The organism is Microvirga aerophila, assembly GCF_003332305.1.
In the GTDB taxonomy this organism is placed as follows: domain Bacteria; phylum Pseudomonadota; class Alphaproteobacteria; order Rhizobiales; family Beijerinckiaceae; genus Microvirga; species Microvirga aerophila.
Map to the genome: position 1 here is coordinate 59,929 of NZ_QOIO01000017.1, position 13,251 is coordinate 73,179.

Annotated in this window: 9 protein-coding genes; 4 read left to right on the forward strand and 5 right to left on the reverse strand. The window is 66.9% G+C overall.

Annotated elements, in window-relative coordinates:
- Positions 1-15 precede the first annotated feature (15 nt).
- A complete protein-coding gene (locus DRB19_RS11460; RefSeq protein ID WP_114186167.1) occupies positions 16-3,156 on the reverse strand; it encodes an efflux RND transporter permease subunit in 3,141 nt (1,046 codons plus the stop codon).
- Between the two features lie 25 nt (positions 3,157-3,181).
- On the reverse strand, positions 3,182-4,369 hold the full coding sequence (locus DRB19_RS11465) for an efflux RND transporter periplasmic adaptor subunit (RefSeq protein WP_114186168.1): 1,188 nt from the start codon (positions 4,367-4,369) through the stop codon (positions 3,182-3,184).
- A 240-nt stretch (positions 4,370-4,609) separates the two neighbouring features.
- Here DRB19_RS11465 and DRB19_RS11470 point away from each other — a divergent pair, with 240 nt between their 5' ends.
- From DRB19_RS11470 to DRB19_RS11480, 3 genes are all read left to right on the forward strand, one after another.
- Positions 4,610-5,224 carry a DedA family protein gene (locus tag DRB19_RS11470; RefSeq protein WP_114186169.1) on the forward strand — a complete coding sequence of 205 codons (615 nt, stop codon included), beginning with the start codon at positions 4,610-4,612 and terminating at the stop codon, positions 5,222-5,224.
- A gap of 136 nt (positions 5,225-5,360) precedes the next feature.
- Positions 5,361-7,346 (forward strand): beta-glucuronidase, encoded by a 1,986-nt coding sequence (gene uidA, locus DRB19_RS11475; protein WP_114186170.1) that lies wholly within the window; start codon positions 5,361-5,363, stop codon positions 7,344-7,346.
- 256 nt (positions 7,347-7,602) lie between these two features.
- A complete protein-coding gene (locus DRB19_RS11480; RefSeq protein WP_245439437.1) occupies positions 7,603-8,103 on the forward strand; it encodes a PRC-barrel domain-containing protein in 501 nt (166 codons plus the stop codon).
- 219 nt (positions 8,104-8,322) lie between these two features.
- On the opposite strand, the gene DRB19_RS11485 is transcribed toward DRB19_RS11480, so the two are convergent.
- From DRB19_RS11485 to DRB19_RS11495, 3 genes are all read right to left on the reverse strand, one after another.
- Positions 8,323-9,879 carry a Do family serine endopeptidase gene (locus tag DRB19_RS11485; RefSeq protein ID WP_114186172.1) on the reverse strand — a complete coding sequence of 519 codons (1,557 nt, stop codon included), beginning with the start codon at positions 9,877-9,879 and terminating at the stop codon, positions 8,323-8,325.
- 233 nt (positions 9,880-10,112) lie between these two features.
- Positions 10,113-11,396: a DUF2254 domain-containing protein gene (locus tag DRB19_RS11490; protein WP_114186173.1), complete on the reverse strand. Its 1,284-nt coding sequence runs from the start codon at positions 11,394-11,396 to the stop codon at positions 10,113-10,115.
- Positions 11,397-11,486: 90 nt separating this feature from the next.
- Positions 11,487-12,101, reverse strand: coding sequence for a Dps family protein (locus DRB19_RS11495; RefSeq protein WP_114186174.1), 615 nt, complete (start codon positions 12,099-12,101; stop codon positions 11,487-11,489).
- A 175-nt stretch (positions 12,102-12,276) separates the two neighbouring features.
- On the opposite strand from DRB19_RS11495, the gene DRB19_RS11500 reads away from it, so the two are divergent.
- Positions 12,277-13,191 carry a VOC family protein gene (locus DRB19_RS11500; protein ID WP_114186175.1) on the forward strand — a complete coding sequence of 305 codons (915 nt, stop codon included), beginning with the start codon at positions 12,277-12,279 and terminating at the stop codon, positions 13,189-13,191.
- Positions 13,192-13,251: the final 60 nt, after the last annotated feature.

Genomic DNA, 13,251 nt, shown 5'->3' on the forward strand with positions numbered 1-13,251 from the left:
GCAGCGGACACGGTGCTACTCCCCGGCGGGCGTGGGGGCGGGAGCCGGAGCGGCCGTTTCCGCCCGCTTCCTTGTGCGCGTCACCAGCCGGAAGAACAGCGGCACGAACAGGACCGCCACGAACGTCGCCGCCAGCATGCCGCCGATCACGCCGGTGCCAATCGAGTGGCGGCTGGCCGAGCTGGCGCCGCTTGCAAGGGCCAGCGGCACCACGCCGAGAATGAAGGCCAGCGAGGTCATGACGATGGGGCGGAAGCGCAACCGCGCAGCCTCCAGGGCGGCGTCGTAGACGCTTTCCCCTGCCCTGTGGCGCTCGGCCGCCACCTCGACGATCAGGATCGCGTTCTTGGCCGAAAGCCCGATCAGGGTGACGATACCGACCTGGAAGTAGATGTCGTTCTCGATCCCGCGCAGCCAGATCGCCAGGATAGCCCCGAACACCGCGAACGGCACTGCCGTGATCACCGCGAGCGGCAGCGACCAGCGCTCGTACTGCGCCGCCAGGATCAGGAACACCATCACGAGGCCGAACAGGAAGCCCTGCGCGCCCGTCCCGGCCGATTGCAGCTCCTGGAAGGCCGAGCCCGTCCAGCCGATGGAGTAGTCCGACGACAGGGTCTGCGCCACCACCTGCTCCATGGCCGCGATGGCCTGCCCCGAGGAGAAGCCCGGGGCCGGGTTGCCCTGGATCTTCGCGGCCGGGAAGACGTTGAAGCGGTCGACCACGTCGGGGCCGACGGTGCGGGTGACGGAGACCAGGACGCTGAGCGGAACCATGGCGTTGTTGGCGGAGCGCACGAACACGTGTTGCAGGTCGTTGGGCGATGTCCGGAACTCGGCCTCCGACGACAGGCTCACCCGATAGGTGCGCCCGAACAGGGTGAAGTCGTTGACGTAAAGGCTGCCGAACGTGCTCTGCATGGTGTCGAAGATGCTCGTGATCGGCACGCCGAGCGCCTTCGCCTTCTCCCGGTCGACATCGAGGCTGTACTGCGGCGTGCCCGTGTTGAAGGTGGTGGACACGCCGGCCAGCTCAGGCCGCTGGCCTGCGGCCTGGATCACCTGCTGGGCCGCCTGCGCCAGGTTCTCCAGGCTGCCGCCGGAGCGGTCCTGGAGGTAGAACTCGAAGCCGCCCGTGGTGCTCAGGCCCATGATCGGCGGCGGATTGAAGCCGATCACGACCCCATCGCGGAAATTGGCGTTGAGGGCCGCGAAGGCGGGGGCGAGGTTGCGCGCGTCAAGCCGCGGATCGGTGCGCTCCGACCAATCCGTAAGGGAGACGAAGGACACCCCGGCATTGGTCTTCAGCGCACCGGAAAGGAGGTCGAATCCGGCGATCGTGACCACGCTCTCGACGGCCGGGTGCTGCATCGCGCCGTCCGTGACCTGCTCCGTAATCTTTGTCGTCCGGTCCAGGGAAGCGGCCGGAGGCAGCATCGTCACCAGGAAGACGGAGCCTTGATCCTCGGCCGGCACGAGCGCGCTGGGCACGCGCTGGAACAGCCACCAGGTCGCGCCGAGCATCAGCGCGACGACGGCGAGCGCAACCACCGCATGACGCAGGAAGAAGGCGGTGCCGCCGATGAAGCGCCGCGTGAGCCAATCGAAGCCCCGGTTGAACACGCGGAACGGCAGCCAGGGTTCGCCATGCCCCTGCTTGAGCATCAGCGCGCACAGGGCCGGCGTCAGGGTGAGCGCCACGATGCCGGACACCACCACCGAGACGGCAATCGTGATCGCGAACTGCCGGTACAGCTCGCCCGCCAGGCCGCCGAGGAACGACACCGGGACGAACACGGCGCACAGCACCAGCACGATGGCCACCAGAGGCCCGCTCACCTCCTGCATGGCCTGGATCGCCGCCTCGCGGGGCGGTTTGCCTTCCGTCGTCATGATGCGCTCGACGTTCTCCAGCACGATGATCGCGTCGTCGACCACGATGCCGATGGCGAGGATCAGGCCGAACAGGGTGAGCAGGTTGATCGAGAAGCCGAGCAGGTACATGCCCGCAAACGCCCCGATGATGGAGACCGGCACGGCCAGGACGGGAATGAAGGTCGCGCGCCAGTTTTGCAGGAACACGAAGACGACCACCACCACAAGGACGATGGCCTCGATGAAGGTCGCGATCACCGCCTCGATCGAGGCATTGATGAAGAGCGTCGTGTTGAACGGCACGTCGTGGCGGATCCCGTCGGGGAAGCGCCGGGCGAGCCGCTCCATGGTGGCGTCGACGGCCGCAGAGACATCCAGTGCGTTGGCGTCCGGCTGGAGATAGATGCCGATGGGAACTGTCGGGGCGCCGTTGAGGGTGGCGACGGTCGAGTAGTTCAGGGAACCCAGTTCCACACGGGCGACGTCCTTGAGGCGCAAGGATGCGCCGTTCTCGTCCGAGCGCAGGATGATCTGCTCGAACTCGCGCGGATCGGCGAGGCGGCCCCTGGTGGTCGCCGAGTAGGTGAAGGCTTGCTCGCCTGGCATCGGCTCCTCGGCGAAGCGCCCGGCCGCGAACTGGGCGTTCTGCTCGCGGATGGCGGCGGCTATGTCGCCCGGGGTGAGACCATACTGAGCGACCTTGTCGGGCCTGAGCCAGATGCGCATCGAGTAGTCCGAGGCGCCGAAGAGCGAGGCGTCGCCGACCCCGGGGACGCGCCGCAACTCGTCGATGACGTTCACCAGGGCATAGTTGGAGATGTAGATCGTGTCGTAGCGGCGGTCGGGCGACGACAGGGCCACGATCTGAAGGATCGAGGACGACCGCTTGGTGGCCGTGACGCCCTGCCGCCGCACCTCCTCGGGCAGCACGGCCAACGCGCGCTGGACCCGGTTGTTGACGTTGATCGTCGCCTGGTCGGCGTCGGTGCCGGTCTGGAAATACACGGACAGGTTCATGGTGCCTGTGCCGGTCGAGGTGGACTGCATGTAGATCATGCCCTCGACGCCGTTGATCTGTTGCTCCAGGGGAGCGGCCACGGTCTCGGCGATGGTCTGGGCGCTTGCCCCTGGATAGGTGGCCGAGACCACGACTTGGGGCGGGACGATCTCGGGATACTGCGCGACCGGCAGGATCCGCATCGCGAGGAGCCCGGCCAGCAGAATGACGATGGAGAGGACCGAGGCGAAGATCGGGCGGTCGATGAAGAACCGTGAGAACATGGCCGCGCTCCTCTCCTGCCGGCGCTCAGCCGGGTGGTTTCGAGGCCTGGGCAGGCTGTGGTCCGACGGAGACCGGCGCCGGCCTCACGGGCTGTCCCGGGCGGACGCGGATCACGCCGTCGACGATGATGCGTTCGCCGCCGCTCAATCCCTCCGGCACCACCCATCCCGCCGCGACCTCGGGGCCGAGGCGGATCGGACGGACCTGGGCGACATCGTTCCCGCCGAGGACGTAGACCGAGGGGCCTTGGGGGCCCTGGCTCACCGCCTGGCGCGGGATGACGATGGCGTTCGGGAGCGTGTTGCCGAGGATGCGCACCCGGACGAACTGGCCCGGCAGGAGGATGCCCTCCGGGTTCGGGAAGATGGCCCGCGCCTGGACCGTGCCGGTCTGTGGATCAACCCGCTGGGCGGCGGTGTCAATCCTGCCGCGCTGGGGATAAACCGTTTCCTGTGCATGGAGCAGCTCGACGCTCAGATCGTTCGCAGTGATCGGCTTCTCGCGTTGCGTGTTGAGTGCCCGGAAGCCTTGGACCTGCCCGATGGTGAAGGAGAAGTCCACATAGGCCGGATCGAGCTGGCTGATGATGGTGAGGAGCGTCTGCTGCGCCAGGATGAGCGAGCCGATCGGGGGTGATTGCAGCGCCGTGACGCCGCTGGCGGGCGCCGCCACCGTGGTGTAGTCCAGATTAAGCCTGGCTCCCTCAAGCTCCGCTTGAGCGAGGCTGACGCCAGCACGGGCCTGGTCGCGCTGGGCGCGGGCTTCGTCGAGCAGCACGTCGGTCGAGACACCACGGCGAAAAAGCTCCTCGGTGCGGTTGAAGTTCTCCTCGGCCTGGCGCAGCGTCGCCTGCGCCTGTTGCAACTGCGCCTGCGCCCGGTCCAGGGCGACCTGGTAGGTGGCCGGGTCGATGCGGAACAGGACCTGCCCCTGCGTGACGCGTGACCCTTCCTCGTATTCCCGCTTGAGCAGAAGGCCGCCGACCCGAGGGCGCACCTCGACATCGCGGAAGCCGGCGATGCGGCCGGCGAATTCCTCCGGGTACGGCACCTCGGCCGGCCGGGCCACGATGATGCCAACCTCGGGCGGAGGGCGTGCAGGCTCAGATGCGGTCTGGGGCGCGGTCGGCTCCTCGGTGCGGAGCACGAAGAAGTACAAACCCGCGGCGAGGGCCAAGCCGATCACGGCGATGAGGAGGATGCGCCTGGCCACGTTGCCCTCCGGGCCAGAATGGGCAACCTGTCCTGAACGGACGCCCTCCAGCTCAAGCCATGAACAACCCGCGCATGGGACAGGTTCCGCGCCAAACCGCGCACTGATCGAAATTGCCTTCGCACTAAACCGCTGATGCCGCTGCGATCATCGGCCTGCCGGGCGGAACCTCACGGGGCATCCGGGATTGTCACGGATCGCTCCATCCCGATGGCATTGTTGCGGTCAGGAGCCAATCCAATGTTCGACTGGATCACGGGCTTCGTGGTGCGGAGCGGCTATGTCGGCGTCTGCCTGCTCATGCTGGCCGAGAACATCGTCCCGCCGATCCCATCAGAGATCATCATGCCGCTGGCGGGCTTCACGGCCGCGCGCGGCCAGCTCAGCCTCGTCCTCGTGATCCTCGCCGGCACGGTCGGATCCCTCCTCGGAGCCGCCTTCTGGTACTACGTCGGGCGACGGCTCGGCTCGGAGCGCCTGAAGCATCTGGCAGCGCGGCATGGCCGCTGGCTGACCCTTGCGCCCGATGATGTCGACCGTGCCGACGACTGGTTTCGTCGGCACGGGGCCAAGGCCGTTTTCTTCGGCCGCGTCATCCCGACCGTGCGGACACTGATCTCGGTGCCGGCCGGCATCGCCGGCATGCCGCTCCCACAGTTTCTGGCATGGTCCGTCCTCGGCACCAGCCTCTGGACTGCGCTGCTCGCCGGTGCCGGGTATCTGCTCCAGAGCCAGTACGAGCGCGTGGCCGACTACCTCAACCCGGTGTCGACCGTCGTCGTGGTGCTGATCGTCGGCTGGTATCTCTACCGGGTCGTGACCTTCCGGCCCGCCGGCCGGGAGGCGGCAAAGTAAAATAAATTACGGGGTATAGACAGGGTCGAATCCCCGAGGGAATGGTTGTCGAGCGCAGGCTTCCGCGCCACCCGTCATGTTTCCCTGAGTACAAACCTACATTGCCTGTCGAGCAACCCCGCTTGAGGAGTGTGACATGAAGCATCCGTCCACGCAGATCGGCGATCCAGGACAAACGGCGGCACAGGCGGCGGCAGTGAACCGGCGCGATCTCCTGCTCGCCTCCACCATCGCGGGAGCTGCATCGCTCGTCGGTGGTCACGCTGCTGCCCAAACGCAACCCGGCACGCCCCCTCCCCAACCGACGCCGCAGGGCGAACCCAGTGGCCTGCTCTACCCGCAGCAGAACCGGCTCCGGAACGTAATGGACCTCTCCGGCTTGTGGGAGTTCCAGCTCGATCCCCGTGAGGAGGGCCAGGCGCAGGGCTGGTTCAGCGCCCTGCCGGCTCCGCGCCAGATCCCGGTGCCATGCAGTTGGAACGACCTGTTCGACGATGCCAAGAACTACCTGGATCTTGCCTGGTACCTGCACCGGGTGTGGGTGCCCTCAGGCTGGCAGGGCCAGCGCGTGTTCCTCCGCGTCGGCTCGGCCAACTACGCCGCCAGGGTCTGGGTCAACGGCACCCTCGTGACTGAGCATCAAGGCGGCCACCTGCCGTTCGCGGCCGAGGTCACGAGACAGTTGGCCTGGGACCGGGAGACGGTGATCGCCATCGCGGTCGAGAACAAGCAATTGGTGGAGCGCGTGCCGCCGGGACCCGGACCCGGCGGGGGTGGTGTGGCCGGCGTCGCAGGCTGGTACCCGGCCACCACCTACGACTTCTTCCCCTATGCGGGCCTGCACCGGCAGGTGTGGCTCTACTCGGTTCCGGCGGCGGCGCACATCGACGACATCACCACCGTCCCGGCCATCGACGGCAGCGATGGTGTCGTCACCGTCAAGGTGGCTGCGGCCGGCGGGTACGCGGGTACCGGCAAGGTGCGGCTCGATGCCATCGAGGCCGACCTGCAATTCCGCTCCGGCGTTGCCGAGGCCACCCTGCGCGTGCCTTCCGCCCGGCTCTGGAGCCCGCAGGACCCGCACCTCTACCCGCTGACGGTCACCCTGACCGAGGGCCAGCGCGTCACCGATGCCTACAGCCTCGACATCGGCATCCGCACGGTGGCGGTGCGCGGCGACCAGCTCCTGCTCAACGGGCAGCCGATCAAGCTCACGGGGTTCGGCAAGCATGAGGACTTTCCGCTCAGCGGGCGCGCCCTCAACCTGCCGATGTGGATCCGGGACTACGAGCTGCTGAAGTGGGTTGGCGCCAACTCGTATCGGGCGTCGCACTACCCTTACGCCGAGGAGGCGATGCAGCTCGCCGACCGGATGGGCTTTCTGGTGATCAACGAGATCCCCGCCGTTGGCCTCAACTTCGAGAATCCGGAGGAGCTGACGGCGCAGCACCTCGCACAGTGCCAGAAACAGTTGCGCGAGCTGATTGCGCGGGACAAGAACCATCCGAGCACGATCATGTGGTGCGTGTCCAATGAACCCATGAGCGGCCCCCCGCTTGGCGCGGCTCCGCCCGTGCCGGCAGCCGTCGCGTCCGGGACGCGGTTCTTCCGCCAGATGTATGATGAGGCCCGCCGGCTCGACGGAACGCGGCCCGTGACGCTCGTCAGGGTGCAGGGCGGAACGATGGAGTGGCTCGGGATCTTCGATGTTGCTTGCGTGAACGCCTACTATGGCTGGTACACCGAGCCAGGCCAGCTCGATCTGGCGCAGCAGGCCTTGGCGCGGGATCTCGATGAGGTCCACAGGACCTGGGGCAAGCCCGTCATCGTCACGGAATTCGGTACCGACACCCTGCCCGGCACCCACAACCAGCCGCCCGAGATGTGGACCGAGGAGTATCAGGTCGAGTTCATCCGCCGCTATCTCGACGTTGCGGCCCGGCGGCCCTTCATGGTCGGCATGCACATCTGGAACTTCGCCGACTTCAAGACCGGTCAGGGCACGATGCGGGCGGGCGCGATGAACCACAAGGGCGTGTTCACCCGCGACCGCCGGCCGAAGATGGCCGCGCATTTCCTGCGCGAGCGCTGGGCCGGCAAGGACGGCCGGAAAGGGCTGTGAGGATGGCGGCAGACCGCCGGGGCTGGGCGAAGGCTTGGCGCGGCCAATGGGATCACTTAAAGGCCGCGAGCGCAGAAACAGCCGACCGCGCCATGAGCTCATCTCAGTTGGTAAGAACCGATGTTTGGCGGTCGGTCAGATCCGTTCTGGAACAGAGCCTGTTCCGGCTTTGTTGACGAGTGTGCGTGGGAGACCAACTCACGGGCTCTAATGCGGCGATCCCGCCGCTCTCCCGGCACGGCCCCGGAGCATGACCATGAAACCGCACACGATAGTCAGCGCCGTTGTTCTTTGTGCAGTCAGCAGCTTTGCATATGCGCAAGGCGCACCCGCAACGACTTCTCCCGCCCAGACGGCCCCTGCCCCAAGCTCCTCCGCTCAGCCATCGACGGCGACGCAGCCGGGCGCGGACTCGGGCATTCAGATGGGCGAGGCCGCGCCTCCCGTGATCGTTCGTTTCGTGACCATAAAGCCGGCCCATACCCTGTCCTCAAGGCTGGTCGGAACAGACGTCTACAACAACCAGAACGAAACCGTCGGTGAGATAGAGGATCTCGTCATCGAAAACGGAAAGACGATCACCGGTGTCGTTGTCAGCGCTGGCGGTTTTCTGGGGTTGGGCGAGCACTACGTCCTGATCGAACCGTCGAGCATCGTGCTCAGCCAGAAGGACGGCTCGATGAAGGCGTTCATCAACACGACGAAAGAGACACTCAAGGGGGCGCCACCCTTCAGCTATACGAAAAAGAAATCATAAAGCTGGACGGTCCAAGGCGGCAGGCAATGGGCTACCACATTGCCACCAAGTTGCCCTTCTTGGATTTGATCATCGGCTGGTACCTCTACCTGATCGTCGGTGGATCAACGATCTCTCCTTCACCGTGAAACAAGGAGTCCTGCTTGAGGGAGCAGGGCTTCGGTTCGGAATGGGTTGCAGGCTGCACATGCAGCCTGCAACCGCGTTGGGGAGCGACCGTTAGGCGGCAGGAACCTGAACCGCGACGAAGCGGGTGTTCCCCTTGCTCTCGACGAGGAACAGCACGCTCTTCCTGCCGTCCTTGTGGCTGGACTCAAGCGCAGCCTTTACATCGGCAGGCGTCCGGACCGATTGGCCCGCGACCTCCTTGATCACGTCACCGATGCTGACGCCCTTCTGGGCTGCCGGGCTGTCCGGCTCCACGCCGACGACGGCAACACCCGCCTTGCCACCACCTGCCGGGGCGAGGTTCAGCCCGAGCGTACCCGTCTCGGTGCCTTGCTTCGGGTCCGTCGCAGCCGCGGCGGTGCCCGACATCCTGGCGATCGTCACCGGGACTTCCTGCCTCTTGCCGTCACGCCAGACTTGCAGGTTGGCGGTCGACCCGGCGCCCAGCGAGGCGACCATCCGTGACAGGTCGCGCGCATCCTTCATCGGCTTGCCGTTCACCGAGATGATGACGTCGCCCGTCCTGATGCCGGCCTTGGCTGCGGGGCCGCCCTCCTCGACCCGGGCCACGATGGCGCCCTCGCTCCTGTCGAGTCCGACGCTGGCGGCGATGTCCTTGGTCACGGGCTGGATCTGGACACCTACGAAGCCTCGCTCCACGGTGCCCTTCTCCCGGAGCTGGTCCACCACGTTGCGCACGGTCTCGGAGGGGATCGCGAAGGCGATGCCGACGTTGCCGCCGGACGGCGAGGCGATCGCGATGTTCACGCCCACGACCTGGCCCTTCTGGTTGAAGGTGGGCCCGCCGGAGTTGCCGCGGTTCACCGGCGCGTCGATCTGGAGGAAGTCGTCATAAGGGCCGGCGCCGATGTCGCGCGCGCTGGCCGAGACGATGCCCGCCGTCACGGTGCCGCCGAGGCCGAACGGGTTGCCAACGGCAAGGACCCAGTCGCCGACGCGCGGGGCTTCCGGCGCGAACTCGACGTACTTGAACGGTCCACCTTGCTCGACCTTGAGCAGGGCGAGATCGGTCTTCGGATCGGTGCCGACGATCTTGGCCGGGAAGGTGCGGCCGTCATCCATGAGCACATCGACCTCGGAGCTCTTGTCGATCACGTGGTTGTTGGTCACGAGGTAGCCATCGGCCGAGATGAAGAAGCCGGATCCCTGTGAGGTGCCCTGCTGCGGGCTCGGCCGTCCGAAGCGACGCTCTTCACCATTCTGGCCTCCCTCGCCGCGGAAGCGCTTGAAGAACTCCTGGAGGCGATGATCGTCGGGGAGATCGAAGCCCGGCAGATTGAAATCGGGGAGGTTGAAGTTGGGACCGGCCTGCCGATCGCTGCTGGCCTGCGCCTCCTTGGCCTCGCTGCCCTTGGCACGCACGGACACGACGGCGGGCTTCACCCGCTCGACGACGTCGGCGAAGGAAGGGACGGTCGAGGCTGCGGCAACGGCCGTTTGCGGCGCCTGCGCCAAGGCCGGCGGAACGGTGGCTCCGACCGTCCCGGCGACGGTCGCCAGCGCCAGCGCACCCAGGAGGGCGGCTCGGGTCGTGCGGAGGCGGCCGCCGCGCGGCGCCTCATGCGAGGTGGGATCGTGGTGAGTCATTGCTGTATTCTCCATCAGCCCATCGGGCATCTGCCATGCGGAAGAGATGGGGTGTGATGCGTGGAGGCGGCCTTACGGGGATGTGAAGTCTTCGTAACTTTCGGCTGCATCGGATGCCTTGCAGGGCGAGGATGCGTACGCTGCCGGGACAAGGGGTCGCACGCCATCGCCTGCAATGTCGCAGGCCTTCCGCACGCCTGCCTGCTGCATCGGCATCATCGTCGAGGCCGGCCTCAAGGGCGATGGTTGACCGCGGCCCGCGCCCGCTCGATCCGCTCCAGGATGGCCGCCTCATCGCTCGGCGCGAAGCCTGCCCCGCGGGCGGTCTCCTCCACCTTCCCGAGTTGCCGCAACACCGCCTCGCGGTGCGGTGCGGTCCAGACGACCGGCGCGAGTTGTCCCAGGACATCGGCGATGCCGATCAGCACGGCAGGAATACCGCGTCCGGCCTGCCGGATCGCATCGAAGGCTGCGTCCGTCAGTCCATTGATGTCGGACCGATTGGCGACGACCCGCACCACGCCGGTCCCGTCACGGAGTTCCGCCGGCTGACCCGAGCGCCGGAAGACCTCCTCCAGGGCCCCGCCCAGATGACCGATGACCGCAATGGCGGTGAAGGGGTCGTTGATCCCCGTCGAGAGCGCGCGCAGCCCGATCTCGACGAGCTGGCGGATATGGTATTCGAGATCCTGCGCCGGGCTGCGCTCCGTCCCGATGACGAAGGCGGCGCGAACCGCATCGACCTCGGCCTCATCGAGGGGCGGGCCCGCCTGGACGACGACATGCTCGCCGTTCCTCATGACGAAGTGCCCGGCCCTCACATTCACCTGGAACACCGCACGGTTCCGGCAGGCGACGGAGACGAGCTCTTCGTAGTCGATCGTCTGGACATAGCCGCTCTTCCCGACGGCGATCATGCGTCGGTCGGACTCCAAATCCCCTGCGCCCTCGGGCAGCATCTCGTGGATGTTCTTGCGCAGACCCCCGGAGACCTGCTCGACGATGTTGTCGGCGATGATCCAGCGGGCGACCTTGTCGACGTAGAACATCAGGGCGAACAGGCAGAGGACGGTGAGGACCCCGCCGACCGTCACCGCAAGCCGCGGCACCCCCGTGCTGCCGCGAGCCTCGTCCAGGCTGCCGAGCACCACGAGAAGGTAGAGGATCGTGCCGATGAACAGCCCGAGCGCCACCTGAAGCAGCCGGTCGGCCAGCAAGGTCGTGACCAGCCGCGGCCCAAGTTGGTTGGCGGCGAGCGGCAGGATGATGAAGGTCATCGACACGACGAGCGACGTCATCGTCATGTGCCCGGTCAGCAGGCTCGAGAGAAGGCCCCGGGCGGTGGCGGCGTCGCCGCCGAAGAGCCAGCGGAACTCGCGGTCGGCAAACGTCGAAGCGAGAAGCGGTGCGGCGGCGACGAGGCCATAGGCGAGGAGCAGCGCCAGGACGCCCATGACCATCGGGACGACCCAAAGCTTCTGCCGCAGGAGGATGAGGAAATTCAGGATGCGGTTCATGGGACACGGAGCCAAGGGGCGATGAAGGCCTGTTCTTCCCGGAGCAGTCGCGCCGGCAGATGAGGAACCTTCAGCCGGCCGGGCTCACGCTCAGCGTCCAGAGATCCGTGCTCCACGACTGGCCTCGAACAGGAACCAGATGCGTTCCTCGGCCTGGTCGATGAACTCCTCGAGCAGGCTCTCGGTCGCGACGTCGTCATGATCGTCGCACAGGTCGTGCGTCTGCCGCATGAAGGCGGCCAGTTGCCTGTTGTCGTCCAGCAGCTCGGCGAGCATGTCGGTCGGCTCGACATAACTGGCGTCATTGTCGGCAAGCCGTTGCAGGCGTCCGATGTGGCCGATCGAGCGCAGGGTGGTTCCACCGACCTTGCGGGCCCGCTCCGCAAGTGGGTCGGTCATGGCGAAGACCTCGGCGGCCTGTTCGTCAAACATCCGGTGATAGTCACGGAAGTGCGGCCCGCTGACGTGCCAGTGGAAGTTCTTCGTCTTGAGGTAAAGCGCAAGGCTGTCGGCGAGAAGCGTGGTCAGCGCCGCCGCGATTTCCTCGGTGGCTTGCGGCGACAGAAAGGTCGGGGTTTCGAGCTGGGGCAAGGGGCGGCTCTTGCGCTCCGCCACGATGTTGGCCGCGCCTTTTGTCCTAGCGGCGTCCTTTGTCCTCGTGGACTTTGCCTTGGTGGATTTGCGTGAGGAGGGAGCCTTGGCCATGCGCGATCTCCGCTGTTGGATCGACACCTTGCGATCTGGTTCTGAAGGCGAAGGGAATTCCAGGCATCGCAGGCTGAACCCATGTGATCCTGACATGTTCCAAGCACCCCGGATGCCACCCGACGTGCGCTGGCGCGTTGACCCTGACACGACAATGTTCACGAGGAGAACGCTCATGACTGGATCCGGAGCCTCCCCGGCCGGCGGTCCCGTCAACCAATCCACCCAAGCCCGTGGCCCTACCCCCGGCGTCACGTCGGCCGGGGCTCCCATGCGGATCGGCACGGTGGCCCTGACGGTGCGCGATCTCGACGCGGTCAGCCGCTTCTACCAGCAGGTGATCGGCCTCACCCCAGTGGAGAGTCGTCCCGGCCTTGCCCGCTTGGGCGTGGGCGAAACGGTGCTGCTGGAGCTGCGCCATGACCCGGCCGCTCCGGTCGCCAGCCCCCGGGCCGCACGCCTCTTCCACACGGCCTTTCTCGTGCCGAGCCGGACGGGCCTGGCGCAGTGGCTGCTCCACGCGGCCGAACTGGGTGTTCCCCTCCAGGGTGCGTCGGACCACCTCGTCAGTGAGGCGATCTATCTTGCCGACCCGGAGGGCAACGGCATCGAGGTCTATTGGGATCGGCCGAGCGAGACATGGACCTGGCGCGACGGCATGGTCGAAATGGCCACCCTGGCGCTCGACCTCGATGGCCTCGCGGCGACCGCCAGGACCCGCGACTGGTCGGGACTGCCTTCCGGCTCCTGCATCGGCCATGTCCATCTCCAGGTCGGGGCGCTGGAGCCGGCCGAGGGCTTCTACGCCGGCCTGCTCGGGCTTGAGGTGGTGTGCCGCTACCCCGGCGCGACCTTCCTCGGGTCGGGCGGCTATCACCACCACATCGGGACCAACATCTGGAACAGCAGCGGCGCACCGGTGCGCACGGGGCCGACAACCGGACTGGCGGATGTCGAGATCGTCACCGATGCGGGCACGCTCGACACCGTGCGTTCCCGCCTGTCGCCGGAGCAGTCCACCGAGCTCGGCCAGACCAGGCTGCCGCTGCGCGACCCGTGGGGCACGTCCGTCACGCTCGTGGCCGGCTGAACGGCGGACGCCTGCCAAGTGGGTCCAACCCACAAAGGGGCAACCTCCTCATCGAAAAGG